A 13,018-nucleotide genomic window follows, 5' to 3' on the forward strand; every position below is an offset into this window, starting at 1 on the left:
CATGCGCGCACTCAATGATCCGAGCCTGTTCGAGACCCGTTCCTATGTGAACGGCGTCTGGATCGAGGGGAAAAAGACATTCCCGGTCGAAAACCCGGCCACCGGCGAGGTGATCGCCCATGTCGCCGATCTCTCTGCCGAAGACGTCGCCATGGCGATCGACGCGGCCCATGAAGCGAAACGCGTCTGGGCGCAGGCGGATGTCAAGACCCGCTCGAACACCCTGCGCAAACTCTTTGATCTCATGGTGGAAAATGCCGATGACCTGGCGACCATCCTGACCGCCGAAATGGGCAAGCCCTGGGCCGAGGCCCGTGGCGAGATCCTCTATGGCGCCTCCTATATCGAATGGTTCGCCGAAGAGGCCAAGCGCGTCTATGGCGACATGATCCCCGGGCCGCAGAACGACAAGCGCATGGTGATCGTCAAGCAACCGGTGGGGATCGTCGGGTCCATTACGCCGTGGAACTTCCCCAATGCCATGCTGGCGCGCAAGATGGCCCCTGCCCTCGCCGTCGGCTGCACCATGGTGGCGCGGCCCTCCGAGTTCACGCCGCTTTCGGCGCTGGCTCTGGCGAAACTGGCCGAACGGGCCGGCATTCCGGCGGGCGTGTTCAACGTGCTCACCGGCCTGGACGCCTCCGGCATGGGCCAGGAGCTTTGCGCCAACCCGAAAGTGGCGAAGATCACCTTCACCGGCTCGACCCGCGTCGGCAAGATCCTGTTGGAACAGGGCGCCGGCACGGTAAAGAAAATGTCGATGGAACTGGGCGGCAATGCGCCGTTCATCGTGTTTGACGACGCCGATGTCGATGCCGCGGTCGAGGGCTGCATGCTCGCCAAGTTCCGCAACAACGGTCAGACCTGTGTCTGTGCCAACCGGATCTATGTGCAATCGGGCGTCTATGACGAATTCGCCGAGAAACTCGCCGCAGCGCTTGGGTCGCTCAAACTCGGCGACGGCTTTGCCGAGGGTGTCAACACCGGCCCGCTGATCAACGCCGCGGCGGTGGCCAAGGTCGAATCCCATATCGCGGATGCGGTCGAGAAAGGTGCCGAGGTCGTCACCGGCGGCAACCGCTCCAATCTCGGCCAGACCTTCTTTGAGCCGACGCTTTTGAAAGGCGTGACGCAGAAGATGAAAGTCGCGACCGAAGAAACCTTTGGCCCCTTGGCGCCGCTGGTGAGGTTCGAGACCGAGGACGAGGCTTTGGGCTTTGCCAATGCCACGGAATTCGGTCTGGCCTCCTATTTCTACACCTCGAACCTGAATCGCGCCTGGCGCGTCGGCGAGGCCCTGGAGAGCGGCATGGTCGGGATCAACACCGGGGTGATCTCCACCGAGATGGCGCCGTTCGGCGGGGTCAAACAGTCGGGCATGGGGCGTGAAGGCTCCAAGTATGGCTGTGACGACTACCTTGAGATCAAGAATCTCTGCTTTGGCGGGCTGTCGTAAGACGCCGCCAGATCCTTTCCCCTGCAGAGCGCCCTCCGGTCACCCGGAGGGCTTTTCTGTGCCGGTTTGAGATTTACGCTCAGCCCCGGGCGCGGGTCACCATGCCAAAGAGATCGCGCGGATCGTCCGGGTCGGCCAGCATGTCGAGCGGTTCGGCGTAATCCGTGCCCGCCACCTTGTCGCGCAGGAAGCGCAGCGCCGAGAAATCCTCGATCGCGAAGCCGACACTGTCGAACAGAGTGAGTTGCTTGTCATCGATCCGCCCCGGTGCCTCGCCGCGCATCACCTGCCAGAGCTCGGTAACCGGATGATCCTTGGCCAATTGCTGGATCTCGCCCTCGATCCGGGTCTGTTCCGGATATTCGACGAAAATCTCGGCGCGGCTGAGGATGTCGCGATGCAGCTCGGTCTTGCCCGGGCAATCGCCGCCGATGGCGTTGATATGCTGGCCGGCACCGACCATGTTGTCGGTGAGAATGGTGGCATATTGCTTGTCGGCGGTGCAGGTGGTGATCACCTGTGCCCCTTCGACGGCCTCCTGGCCGCTCTTGCAGGCGGTGATTTGAAACCCCTGCCCTTCAAGATTGCGCCGGGCCTTCTCGGTGGCCTTGGGATCGATGTCATAAAGCCGTAGCCGGGTGATACCGGTGAGCGCCCGGAACCCGAGCGCCTGAAACTCGCATTGCGCGCCATTGCCGATCATCGCCATCACCTCGGCGCCCTTGGGCGCGAGATATTTCGCCACAAGCGCGGAGGTCGCCGCCGTGCGCAGCGCGGTCAGGAGCGTCATCTCGGTCAGAAGCACCGGATAACCGTTCGAAACCTCGGACAAGACACCAAAGGCGGTCACCGTCTGATGACCGGTTTTCGTGTTCTTCGGGTGGCCGTTGACGTATTTGAAGCCGTAAAGCTCCGCATCGGCGGTGGGCATCAGCTCGATCACGCCGCCGGGCACATGCGAGGCAACGCGCGGGCTTTTGTCGAACTCCGGCCAGCGTTTGAAATCCGCCTCGATATAGGCTGCCAGCTCGGCCATGAAGGTCTCCGCCCCCATGGCATTGACCAGCCGCATCATATTGTGGACCGAGACGAAGGGCACATAGGCCAGCTCAGAAGGCGCCAGATGCGCGGGGGCGGGTTTTGTCATATCCATCATCCGAAACTCCGGGTCATACGGTCAAGAACGCGGCGACCAAACAGGCTCGCCGTGAGATCACACAAAAGCTTGGCGGTGCGGCCACGCTCATCGAGGAAGGGGTTCAGCTCGACCAGATCGAGCGAGCCAACAAGGCCACTGTCGCAAAGCGTTTCCATGATCAGATGCGCCTCGCGAAAGGTCGCGCCACCGGGCACGGTGGTGCCCACCGCAGGCGCAATCCCCGGCTCGAGAAAATCGACATCGAAGGAGACATGCAGCCGGCCATTGGCGGCCCTGACCCGTTCGAGAAAGGCCCGGAGCGGCACCAGCACGCCGGTCTCGTCGATGGCGCGCATGTCATGCACCTCCATGCCGAGATCAGAAATCCGTGCACGTTCCGCCGCATCGACCGAGCGAATGCCCATGAAACACATGTTTTCCGGCGCCACGGCGGTTTTCAATGGCGGATAGGCGGCAAGCTCCGCCTCCGAGGAAAACTGTCCGGTGAAATAGGCCACCGGCGTGCCGTGCAGATTGCCACTCTCGGTGCTCTCAAGCGTGTGCAGATCGGGATGGGCGTCGAGCCAGAGCACGAAAAGCGGCCGCCCCTCTTCCGCCGCGCGCCGCGCCACACCCGGGACCGTGCCCGCCGACATGGAATGATCGCCGCCGATGAAAATCGGCAGATCACTGTCGCGCGCCGCCGCATAGGCCACGGGTTCCAATGCGGCGATCCAGGCGTGGGTCTCGGCGAGGTTGTGCACCGCAGGATTGCCGAACGCCATCGGGGCCTGCGGGGCGATCTGAACGTCGCCGCGATCTTCGACCGCCCAGCCCAACGAGGCGAGCGTCTCGATCAGCCGCGCGGTGCGCAGGCTGGCGGGGCCCATCAGGCAACCGCGTTGCGATGCGCCGGTTTCGATCGGCGCCCCATGGATCAGACAGGATCGGGTCATGTGTCATCCTTTGTGCGTGTCAAGCTGTTGAAAAGGCGGGCCCGCGGGGTCAGGGAATTCGCAAAAGCTGTGCGTTTTTCGAAGACAGGCCAATTGGGGCCGGGCCAATTCAACAATAGTCCGCGTCCACTATCCCGCAATTCCTTGCGGTCTTCGCCTTTAAAATTGCTCATTTTTCAGATAGTTTTGAGCAAACTGATAAGCGAGAAAAGCAAAATGCGGAATTCCTTCCCCGAGAGCCCCCTCTCCGAGAACGATCAGGCCATTATCGCCGCCCTGCGCCATAATGCCCGCATGTCGATCACCGAACTGGCGCAACAGACCGGCCTGTCGCGCAACACCGCCAAGGCCCGGCTCGAGACGCTTGTCGCCGACGGGCGGATCCGGCGGTTCACCATCGAGACTGATGTGGATGTCGAGGGCGAGGTGCGGGCGATCACCCTGGTGGCGCTGCAAGGCAAGATGTCACGCCAGGTGATCCGCACCCTGACCCGCATTCCCGGTGTCTCCACCGTCTATGCCACCAATGGCGCCTGGGACCTGGTCGTCGATATTCGCACAGATACGCTGGTCAATTTCGACCGGATTCTGCGCGACATCCGCGAGGTCCCCGGGGTGGTGAATTCCGAAAGCTGCCTGCTTCTGGCGCATGTGGTGGGGTAACTGAGCGCATTGGCACAGGGGCGGTGACAGATTGGGGCGGCGACAGATTCGAAATGGATCGCGCTTGCACCTCCCTCGCCTCAGGAGTAACCGCAATATATCGTGGCTTGAGCCGCGCCGCTATGGGGCATCTTGCGCCCGCCCGGCGTTGTTCCTATTCTAAACGCAACGGGAGACAAGCGAGTGCAGGATCTGGTTCAACACATTCTTGCTACGACGGATGTGGAAACAGTGTGGGAAACCGTTTTGGAACGGCTGAAACAGGCCGGGTTTCATCATGCGCTCTATGGCTTCACCCGCTTTCACACCGACTCCGGTTTCGGCGACAACAATGACCATCTGTTCCTGACCAATTTCGGCCCGGAATACATGAAGGGCTATTTCCTCGAAGGCCGCTATCGCAATGGTCCGATGGTCCGTTGGGCGGTGGAGAACACCGGTGCCTGTTCCTGGGGCTGGATCCGCGACAATCTGCACAACCTGAATGACAAGGAACGCGAAGTCGTGGATTTCAATCAGAAATCCGGCGTCACCGCGGGGTATACCCTGGCCTTTCCGCATTCCCTGAAACGGGCCAAGGGCGCGATCGGCATGTCGCTCGAACCGCACTCCGGGACACAGGAGGATGCCGATGCGATCTGGGCCGAACATGGCGCCGAGATCGAGCTGATCTGTGGCGTCGCGCATCTGAAGCTGATCAGCCTGCCCCTGCCGAAACGCATCCTGACCAAGCGCCAGCGCGAGGTGCTCGAATGGATCGGCGATGGCAAGACGGTCGGCGATACCGCCCAGATCCTTGGTTTGAACAAGGCCACGGTCGAGAAACATCTGCGGCTGGCGCGCGAGTCGCTCAGCGTCGAAACCACGGCACAGGCGGTGCTGAAAGCCTCGTTCCACAATCAAATGTTCACCTTCTGAAGCGGTTCACGGGCAATCTCTAAAATTTGACGGAATATTTCGCCCGAAAGTAAGGGATCGCGTACTTTCAAAATCGCGGCTCACGGAACACACTGATATTGTTCCGGCTTTCGAGGCTTAGCCTTTGGGACATTGAGTATGGGATCGCCAGAGTCATTGGGCTTACCATCGCTCTGTTCAAGGATCGCAGGTCTATAGTCGGCCTTGCGGTCCTTTTTTAGTTGCAAATTTAACCAGTTCATCCGGGCACGCCGTCGCTCTCCCGTGCGAAAATCGGCCAACTGTTGATGCGCGCGGTGCAAAACAAACGCATGCCAAAATGCGACAGGCCCACCAGCTTCCCCCCGCTCTCGCATCAAAAAAGGGCCGCCCCTGGGGCAGCCCTCTCGATCTCATCTGGTGTCATCGGACCTTTGCCTGCGGTTCGCGAGAAACGCTGGCTGTGGCCTTAGCCCTGAAGGGTTTTCGCAACTTCAGCCGCGAAATCTTCTTCGGCTTTCTCGATGCCTTCACCGACTTCGAGACGCACGAAGCCGAGGATTTCGGCACCGGCTTCCTTGGCGGCTTTCTCGACGGTCAGATCCGGGTTCACCACGAACGCCTGACCGAGCAGGGTCGACTCGGCGATGAATTTCGCCATGCGGCCCTTGATCATGTTCTCGATGATGTTCTCCGGCTTGCCGGACTCGCGGGCGATGTCGATCTGGATCTGACGCTCTTTCTCGACCACGGCCGGGTCAAGCGAAGCTTCGTTCAGGCCAGCCGGGTTGGCCGCTGCGATGTGCATGGCAACCTGTTTGCCAAAACCTTCGTCGCCGCCTTTGAGGGCCACGAGAACACCGATTTTGCCAAGACCGTCAGCGGCGGCGTTGTGCACGTAGTTCACAACCAGATCGCCTTCGATTTTCGCCATGCGGCGCACGGACATGTTTTCACCGATAGTGGCGATCTTGTCGGTGATCACTTCGGAAACCGCTTTGCCGTTGATTTCGGCAGCCAGCAGGGCTTCGAGATCGGCGACGCCGAGAGCGGCACCGGCGATGTCTTTCACCATGGCCTGGAATTCTGCGTTCTTACCAACGAAGTCGGTTTCGGAGTTCACCTCGACGGCGACGCCCACGCCACCATCGACGGCAACGGCCACGAGACCCTCGGCGGCGGTACGGCCGGATTTCTTGGCGGCTTTCGCCAGGCCTTTGGTGCGCAGCCAGTCCACAGCGGCTTCCATGTCGCCATCGGTTTCGACCAGCGCTTTTTTCGCGTCCATCATGCCCGCGCCAGTGGATTCGCGCAGTTCTTTCACCTGAGCAGCAGTGATTGCCATATCGGCTCTCCTCGAATGTCTAAAGCGTCACGCCTCTGATCTGAGCCATCAGAGAAAGGCGAGGCGCGTGTAACGTTGGGATAAGTTCCGGGGGCGGGATTACCCTGCCCCCGTATCAATTTTGTAACGGCTGCTCCGCGAAATGGCGCAGCCGTGAAAGATCAGGCCTCGGCCGGGGTCTCGGCAGCAGCTTCTTCCGCGATCGCTTCTTCGGCGATGGCTTCTTCGAAGGCACCGAGGTCAACGCCGGCAGCGCCCATCTGGGCGGTCATGCCGTCGAGCGCGGCACGGGCCACGAGATCGGTGTAGAGCGAGATGGCGCGCGACGCATCGTCATTGCCCGGGATGATGTAATCGACGCCGTTCGGCGAGCAGTTGGAGTCAACCACGGCCACAACCGGAATGCCCAGTTTCTTGGCTTCGAGGATGGCGAGATCTTCTTTCTTGACGTCGATGACGAAGAGAAGATCCGGCACGCCGCCCATTTCGCGGATGCCGCCCAGCGACGCCTGCAGCTTGGCCTGGTCGCGTTCCATGTTGAGACGCTCTTTCTTGGTCAGGCCTTCGGCGCCGGACGCAAGGGTCTCATCGATGGCGTTGAGACGCTGGATCGACTGGGAAACGGTTTTCCAGTTGGTCAGCGTGCCGCCCAGCCAGCGGTGGTTCATGTAGTATTGCGCACATTTCTCGGCGGCTTCGGCAACCGGGCCAGCGGCCTGACGCTTGGTGCCGACGAAGAGAATGCGGCCGCCCTTGGCAGCAACGTCGCGCACGACCTGCAGAGCCTGGTCGAGCATCGGGACGGTCTGGGTCAGGTCGAAAATGTGGATGCCGTTACGCTCACCGTAGATGAACTCCTGCATACGCGGGTTCCAACGCTGAGTCTGGTGGCCATAGTGAACGCCAGCTTCCAAGAGCTGACGAATGGAGAAATCGGGAAGCGCCATTCGTGTTTCCTTTCCGGTTTAACGCCTGAGCGGAGGGTCTCAGAGCCTATGCCCCAACCGGTGGATCATTCAGGGATGTCTCCCCCGAGGACCCGCCTCCGCCTGTGAAGTGCCGCGCGTATAGAGCGGTTTTCGAAGTTTGGCAACCCCTGTGCGGCGTTTCCCGCGCGCCCGGGCTGCTGCAGATGGTTTTGCCAGCTTTACGGCCAGTTGGCAAAGGCCGACGGGTCGGAGATAGCCCCGGAGGTGCCCTGACAGGTGATCGTGCGCCCGCCCGAGACCTGACAGCTCACTTCTGTGCCGTCAAAGGTGAAACTCAGCACCCCGTTCGGACCGCCGGAATAGGTCCCCGTGGTGGTCGAGTTGATCACCGTCTCCTCGGGCCAGAGCTGTTTGAACTGGATATGCACCGCTGCGGCGCCATAGCCCTCTTCGAGCGCTCCGACGTTGTAGAATTCAAATCCGATGATCGCGGTGCCGATCTCGCTCTCTTCGACGATACTGGCGCGAACCTTGCGCACAGCGATCTCATCAAGAGATTTGCCTGGACCCTCCGTCGCCTCGGTCTCTTCGCCGTTTGCCATGTCTTCGGCCTGTTTGCGCATCTCTTCGGCCGCGTCGATCCGCGCGGCCGCGCCCTCGGGGTCCCATTGCGCAAACCGGTCATGCGCCGCGTAATCCGCAAACATCTTGTCGTAGCGCTCCTGGCTGATCTCACCATTCCTGAGCTGTTCGTGCAGCGCGCCCAGAGCCTGACGTTCCTTCCAGACCTGCTTGGCATGGGTTTCAAAGGCCTTTTGCGCCTCGGGCGAGCGGCGCTTGATCACCCCGGTGCCTTTCTCGACATAGAGATCGTCGTCCAGCACCCGGGTCTTGCCATCCTTGTCCATCACCTCGACCGGTCGCAACCAGGGCTTGCCGAGATAGCGGTCGCGATATTCCTGATCACGGACCTCCTGTTCGCGTTTCGCCACCACGGGCGCGATCTTGTCCTGATAGAGCTTGTTGCCGGCATAGGCGCCAAAGGCGGAGCTGCCGGGCACCGGGAGAAACCCGCCAGCGGCCGCCCCTGCCCCTTCGGAGAGTTTCTTGGTCACATCCTGGGCGATCACACCGGCGGCCCCGGTGCTGTCGCCCTCGGCGAAATGGCCCGCCGCCTTGGCCGCCGTGCTCACGAAATCCATCAGGTTGAGCATGTTGCGGGCACCTTCCAACAGGCTCACCTTTTTGTCCGCTGCCGCCAGCCGGTCGGTCAGTTTCAGCCGCTTGATGTTCTTCGCCGCATCCTTTTGGACGGCGCGTTTAAGGCTCGGGTCATTTGCGCGCTGGGTGTAATAGTCGATGCTGTTCTGGATCTTGTCGGACTGGCCCTGAAAGAGCCGGCTGTCCTGCAACTCTTCGAGCGCTTTGCCGAGATCGGCGCGCGTCGCCTGATCGCCGCCATAGATCAACCCGTCCTCGAGGTAATCGGTGATGTCATGGCCCTGTGTCGACAATTGTGCCGTGCCGCCCGCGACCTGCGCCAGGCCCGGCAGGCCACCGGCCAGGGCCAAAATCGAAGCCGACAGGAGAAGCGGTGTGAAAGAGATGTGCCGGGTCATTTCAGGGCCTCCCTCAAATCGTCCAGATGCGCCGGGAACGCGGAAAGCGCCAAGAGCCGCGCGGCGCGCAATTCCGGCGCCTCCTGCGCGTAATCCAGTGTCAGATAGAGATCCGGCGCGACCCGCGATTGCAGCATCACCTGCCCGGTTCCATCCTCGGCAGCGGTAAATCCGGCGGGGGCAAAGGCGTCCCAGGCTTCGGGCGCGATCATGCGAATCGGCGCGAGATCTGCCTCGGACAGGCCGCTGGCCCCGGCCTGTCCCAAGGCCAGCTCGCGATAGAGCCCCTGCCAGGCCGTCCATGCGGCACGGGCCTCGGGGCGATCATCGAGCACGGCGCCGGCCTGCGCCTCGCTTTGCAGCCAGCGCAGACTGGCAACCATCATGCGTTGGTCAAGCTCCTCATCGGTGAAACGGGACCAGAGACAGGCCGCGCCGATGTCGTCGCACTGCTCCGCAAGCGCCGCGTCCGTTTCCGCGGCCATGAGACCGACCGCAATCTCCCCGGGCAGTTCCAGCGCCTGCCACGGTGCGGTCAGGGTGAACGCCGCCGCCTCGCTCCGCCACAACTCGTTCGGCACCAGCGTGACCTCGACGAGCTCTCCCTGCGGCGCCAACTGCGCGACCAGCGCGACATCGGCAAAGGCATCGAGATAGATCGCCATCGGCGCCGCGCTCTCGCTCCCGTAGAGATGCGTGCGCATGCCCGCCACCATGGCCGAGAACAGCGCCGCGCCTTCGTCCGCGCTCAACAGATCGGCGATCTCGGCAAGATCGATCCGCGCCCGATCCGAGACACCGGAGACAACAGCCATGGGCAGGCTGTCCTGCGCCGATTGCCGAAAGCTTTCAGCTGCAACATAGAGCATCTCGCCACGATCCGTTGCGCCCTCCTGCGCCTGTGCCGCCATCACAGTTGCGACACCGAACCCGGTGCTGATCATGCCGGTGACCACACCAGATATTACATCAGAGATTACAGCGCGCCACAGGCGGTCAGCTTTAAACCTGAGCATAACGTCCCCCTCCCTCGTATCGCCCTGTCCCCGCAGGCTCGGGACCGTCTCCGAGCAGGCCGGGCGATGCCCCGATTTGCACTCGACGCAGACCAGTCGTGCAATGACACCCGTCAAATTGGCGGGCAGTTTCGACAAAATTTTTAACCGCTTGGGCGAAAATGACCGGAGTGCGCTTGCGAAACCCGGCGAAGCGGTGCACCAACACTGTCATGAGTAAGACAGACCTGCCCCAGACTGACATTCTTTGCATCGGTTCCGTGCTTTGGGACATCATCGGCCGTACCGATCGCTCGATGCGCGTCGGCTCCGATGTGCCCGGACGGATCGTGCGTGTGCCGGGCGGTGTGGCGATGAACATCGCCATGGCGCTGGCGCGGTTTGGCCTCACGCCCGATCTTCTGACCGCCATCGGCCGTGATCCGGCAGGCGAAGAGCTGATCGATGCTGCCGCCGTGCGCGGCATCGGCACCGCCCATGTCTATCGTTCCGAAGACCTGCCCACCGATGCCTATATGGCGGTCGAAGGGGCGAACGGGCTGATTGCCGCCATCGCCGATGCGCATTCGCTCGAGGCCGCCGGGGACAAGATCCTGCGGCCCTTGCGCGATGGCCGGCTTGGCTCCGCCGAGGCGCCTTATTCAGGCCGGATCGCTTTGGACGGCAACCTGACGACACAGCTTCTGCGCGAGATTGCCGTCTCGCCGTTTTTCGCCGAGGCCGATCTCAGGGTGGCCCCGGCCAGCCCGGGCAAGGCCGAACGGCTCCTGCCACTGCTGAACCACCCGCGTGCCACGCTCTACGTCAATCTCGAAGAGGCGACGATCCTCGGTCACGCCAGCTACGCGAGCTCCTCCGAGGCGGCGCAGGCCCTGATCGGCAAAGGCGCGCATCGCGTGCTCGTCACAGATGGCGGCAAGGATGCCACCATGGCCCGCGACGGCCTCACCCTCACCCACACACCGCCCGAGGTGCTGGTGGCCCGCGTGACCGGCGCGGGCGACACATTCATGGCGGCCCATATCGCGGCCGAGGTCAATGGCGCCTCCGAAGAGGAGGCGCTGATCAACGCACTCGATGCCGCTGCGCTCTATGTTTCCGGAGATACCCCCCTATGACCTTCCCCAAGATGTTTTCGCCCGAAGTCGCCACCGCCCTCTCCGAGGGCAAGCCGGTCGTGGCGCTCGAATCCACCATCATCACCCATGGCATGCCCTACCCGCAAAACCTCGAGACCGCGCAGATGGTCGAGGAGGACGTGCGCCAGGCGGGCGCCGTGCCCGCCACCATCGCCGTGTTGGACGGGGTGCTGCATATCGGTCTGACCGAGACGCAATTGATCGCGCTGGCGCAGGCCAAGGATGTGATGAAAGTCTCGCGCGCCGATCTGCCGGTCTGTATCGCCCGCGGGGCCACCGGGGCGACCACCGTCGCCGCCACCATGATCGCCGCCGCGATCGCCGGGATCAGCGTCTTTGCCACCGGCGGCATCGGCGGGGTGCATCGCGGCGCCGAGGAGACCTTCGACATTTCCGCCGACCTGCTGGAACTGGGCGAGACCGCCGTCACCGTGGTGGCCGCCGGTCCGAAAGCCATTCTCGACATTCCGAAAACGCTTGAAGTGCTGGAAACCCATGGCGTGCCGGTGATTGCCTTCGGACAGGACGAGGTCCCGGCGTTTTGGTCGCGCAGCTCCGGGCTCACCGCGCCTTTACGGATGGACAGGGCCGAAGAGATCGCCGCAAGCGCCGCGACCCGCGCCGCAATGGGGCTCAAAGGCGGGCAATTGGTGGCCAATCCGATCCCGGCAGAGGACGAGATTCCGGCCGAGGTGATCCTGCCCTATATCGAGACGGCCCTTGCCGAAGCCGAAGAAAAAGGCATTTCCGCCAAGGAGGTCACGCCCTTCCTGTTGCAGCGCATGTTCGAGCTGACCGAGGGCCGGTCTCTGGTGGCCAATATCGCGCTGGTGCGCAACAACGCCCGGCTCGCCGCCAAAATTGCCACGGCTTTGGGCAAATAACGCAGAACTGAAGAGTTTTCGCGCCCGCCTTATTGTCTCTTAACCCAACGGCACATAAGTTCGCCGAAAGCGAGAGCCGCACGCGCCGTCGCCCAAGACTGGACCCGAAAATGACCAACCCGTTCGAAGAAGAGACCCACCCGCCGAAACCGCATCGCCCGGGCCTGTTCGCCCATCTGCGGGCGGCGTTTCTGACCGGTCTGGTGGTGGTCGCGCCGATTGGCCTGACCGCCTATGTGATCTGGACGGTGATCGGCTGGGTCGATGGCTGGGTCCTGACCTTCGTGCCCTCGGGCTATCATCCGGATGCGCTGATCAACCGGTTCCTCGGCTATACCGACCCGGGCGATCAGATTCATATCAACCTGCGCGGCGCAGGGGTGATCATTTTCCTGATCTTCACCGTGGTGGTCGGCTGGATCGCCAAGGGGCTGGTCGGTCGCTCGCTGATCCGCTGGGCCGAAAGCCTCGTGGACCGCACGCCCATCGTGCGCTCGATCTACAACGGCGTGAAACAGATCGCCGAGACGGTGTTTGCACAATCCGAAGCCTCGTTCGAGAAGGCCTGTCTGATCCAATACCCGCGCAAGGGGATCTGGGCCATCGGCTTTGTGTCGACCGAGGCCAAGGGCGAGGTGAAGAAACGCACCCCGACCCCGGACGGGCTGTTGTCGATCTTCGTCCCGACCACGCCGAACCCGACCTCGGGCTTTCTGCTGTTCTTCCCGAAAGAAGATGTGATCATCCTCGACATGACGGTCGAAGATGCCGCGAAACTGGTGATCTCCGCCGGTCTGGTCTACCCCAACCCGAAAGATCCGAACCACCCGATCGCCTCTTCGGACTTGCCGGAATAATCTGGCCCCTTTTGCCATCGAAGGCGTTGCCCTTCGGGCTGAAAGGTGAAGATGTTTGCGCGAACGGGGAAGACGCGCCATTTTTTCCCATGTGCAGCAGTCATCACATTTTCTTGACC

At 62.2% G+C, this 13,018-nt stretch carries 12 protein-coding genes; 6 read left to right on the plus strand and 6 right to left on the minus strand.

The features are described 5' to 3' along the window. Position 1 precedes the first annotated feature (1 nt). Positions 2-1,456 (plus strand): NAD-dependent succinate-semialdehyde dehydrogenase, encoded by a 1,455-nt coding sequence (locus tag BM151_RS04500; RefSeq protein ID WP_090058084.1) that lies wholly within the window; start codon positions 2-4, stop codon positions 1,454-1,456. 79 nt (positions 1,457-1,535) lie between these two features. On the opposite strand, the gene BM151_RS04505 is transcribed toward BM151_RS04500, so the two are convergent. Further along, positions 1,536-2,612 carry an ornithine cyclodeaminase gene (locus BM151_RS04505; protein WP_281245288.1) on the minus strand — a complete coding sequence of 359 codons (1,077 nt, stop codon included), beginning with the start codon at positions 2,610-2,612 and terminating at the stop codon, positions 1,536-1,538. Next, positions 2,609-3,550, minus strand: a complete 942-nt coding sequence (gene rocF, locus BM151_RS04510; protein WP_090058088.1) for an arginase — start codon at positions 3,548-3,550, stop codon at positions 2,609-2,611. Before rocF ends, BM151_RS04505 begins: the two co-directional genes overlap by 4 nt. A 216-nt stretch (positions 3,551-3,766) precedes the next feature. Here rocF and BM151_RS04515 point away from each other — a divergent pair, with 216 nt between their 5' ends. Together BM151_RS04515 and BM151_RS04520 are read left to right on the plus strand one after the other, a co-directional pair. After that, entirely contained in the window at positions 3,767-4,213 is a 447-nt protein-coding gene (locus tag BM151_RS04515) for an Lrp/AsnC family transcriptional regulator (protein WP_090059193.1), read from the plus strand. A gap of 231 nt (positions 4,214-4,444) precedes the next feature. Beyond that, positions 4,445-5,131: a helix-turn-helix transcriptional regulator gene (locus BM151_RS04520; protein ID WP_342714540.1), complete on the plus strand. Its 687-nt coding sequence runs from the start codon at positions 4,445-4,447 to the stop codon at positions 5,129-5,131. Between the two features lie 448 nt (positions 5,132-5,579). Here BM151_RS04520 and tsf read toward each other — a convergent pair whose 3' ends face one another. The 4 genes from tsf to BM151_RS04540 all read right to left on the minus strand — a co-directional run bounded on the left by tsf (position 5,580) and on the right by BM151_RS04540 (position 10,019). Continuing rightward, positions 5,580-6,455, minus strand: a complete 876-nt coding sequence (gene tsf / locus BM151_RS04525) for a translation elongation factor Ts (protein WP_090058097.1) — start codon at positions 6,453-6,455, stop codon at positions 5,580-5,582. 161 nt (positions 6,456-6,616) lie between these two features. Then, a complete protein-coding gene (rpsB, locus tag BM151_RS04530; RefSeq protein WP_090058101.1) occupies positions 6,617-7,402 on the minus strand; it encodes a 30S ribosomal protein S2 in 786 nt (261 codons plus the stop codon). A 200-nt stretch (positions 7,403-7,602) separates the two neighbouring features. Next, on the minus strand, positions 7,603-9,003 hold the full coding sequence (locus BM151_RS04535) for a hypothetical protein (protein WP_090058104.1): 1,401 nt from the start codon (positions 9,001-9,003) through the stop codon (positions 7,603-7,605). Next, positions 9,000-10,019, minus strand: coding sequence for a hypothetical protein (locus BM151_RS04540; protein ID WP_143093035.1), 1,020 nt, complete (start codon positions 10,017-10,019; stop codon positions 9,000-9,002). The genes BM151_RS04535 and BM151_RS04540 overlap by 4 nt, the downstream gene beginning before the upstream one ends. Before the next feature lie 212 nt (positions 10,020-10,231). Here BM151_RS04540 and BM151_RS04545 point away from each other — a divergent pair, with 212 nt between their 5' ends. From BM151_RS04545 to BM151_RS04555, 3 genes are all read left to right on the plus strand, one after another. After that, a complete protein-coding gene (locus BM151_RS04545) occupies positions 10,232-11,137 on the plus strand; it encodes a PfkB family carbohydrate kinase (protein WP_090058110.1) in 906 nt (301 codons plus the stop codon). Further along, complete coding sequence (locus BM151_RS04550) at positions 11,134-12,042, plus strand: pseudouridine-5'-phosphate glycosidase (protein WP_090058114.1); 909 nt, start codon at positions 11,134-11,136, stop codon at positions 12,040-12,042. Before BM151_RS04545 ends, BM151_RS04550 begins: the two co-directional genes overlap by 4 nt. 110 nt (positions 12,043-12,152) lie before the next feature. Further along, positions 12,153-12,899 carry a DUF502 domain-containing protein gene (locus tag BM151_RS04555; RefSeq protein WP_090058117.1) on the plus strand — a complete coding sequence of 249 codons (747 nt, stop codon included), beginning with the start codon at positions 12,153-12,155 and terminating at the stop codon, positions 12,897-12,899. Positions 12,900-13,018 lie beyond the last annotated feature (119 nt).

The organism is Celeribacter neptunius, from assembly GCF_900113955.1.
In the GTDB taxonomy this organism is placed as follows: Bacteria; Pseudomonadota; Alphaproteobacteria; order Rhodobacterales; family Rhodobacteraceae; genus Celeribacter; species Celeribacter neptunius.

What these genes read in the sequence shown, in the direction of transcription:
- BM151_RS04500 (WP_090058084.1), top strand. Translation starts at nt 2, where the DNA reads ATGCGCGCACTCAATGATCCGAGCCTGTTCGAGACCCGTTCCTATGTG.
- rpsB (WP_090058101.1), bottom strand. Translation starts at nt 7,402, where the DNA reads ATGGCGCTTCCCGATTTCTCCATTCGTCAGCTCTTGGAAGCTGGCGTT.
- rocF (WP_090058088.1), bottom strand. Translation starts at nt 3,550, where the DNA reads ATGACCCGATCCTGTCTGATCCATGGGGCGCCGATCGAAACCGGCGCA.
- BM151_RS04515 (WP_090059193.1), top strand. Translation starts at nt 3,767, where the DNA reads ATGCGGAATTCCTTCCCCGAGAGCCCCCTCTCCGAGAACGATCAGGCC.
- tsf (WP_090058097.1), bottom strand. Translation starts at nt 6,455, where the DNA reads ATGGCAATCACTGCTGCTCAGGTGAAAGAACTGCGCGAATCCACTGGC.
- BM151_RS04550 (WP_090058114.1), top strand. Translation starts at nt 11,134, where the DNA reads ATGACCTTCCCCAAGATGTTTTCGCCCGAAGTCGCCACCGCCCTCTCC.
- BM151_RS04505 (WP_281245288.1), bottom strand. Translation starts at nt 2,612, where the DNA reads ATGATGGATATGACAAAACCCGCCCCCGCGCATCTGGCGCCTTCTGAG.
- BM151_RS04540 (WP_143093035.1), bottom strand. Translation starts at nt 10,019, where the DNA reads ATGCTCAGGTTTAAAGCTGACCGCCTGTGGCGCGCTGTAATCTCTGAT.
- BM151_RS04535 (WP_090058104.1), bottom strand. Translation starts at nt 9,003, where the DNA reads ATGACCCGGCACATCTCTTTCACACCGCTTCTCCTGTCGGCTTCGATT.
- BM151_RS04555 (WP_090058117.1), top strand. Translation starts at nt 12,153, where the DNA reads ATGACCAACCCGTTCGAAGAAGAGACCCACCCGCCGAAACCGCATCGC.
- BM151_RS04545 (WP_090058110.1), top strand. Translation starts at nt 10,232, where the DNA reads ATGAGTAAGACAGACCTGCCCCAGACTGACATTCTTTGCATCGGTTCC.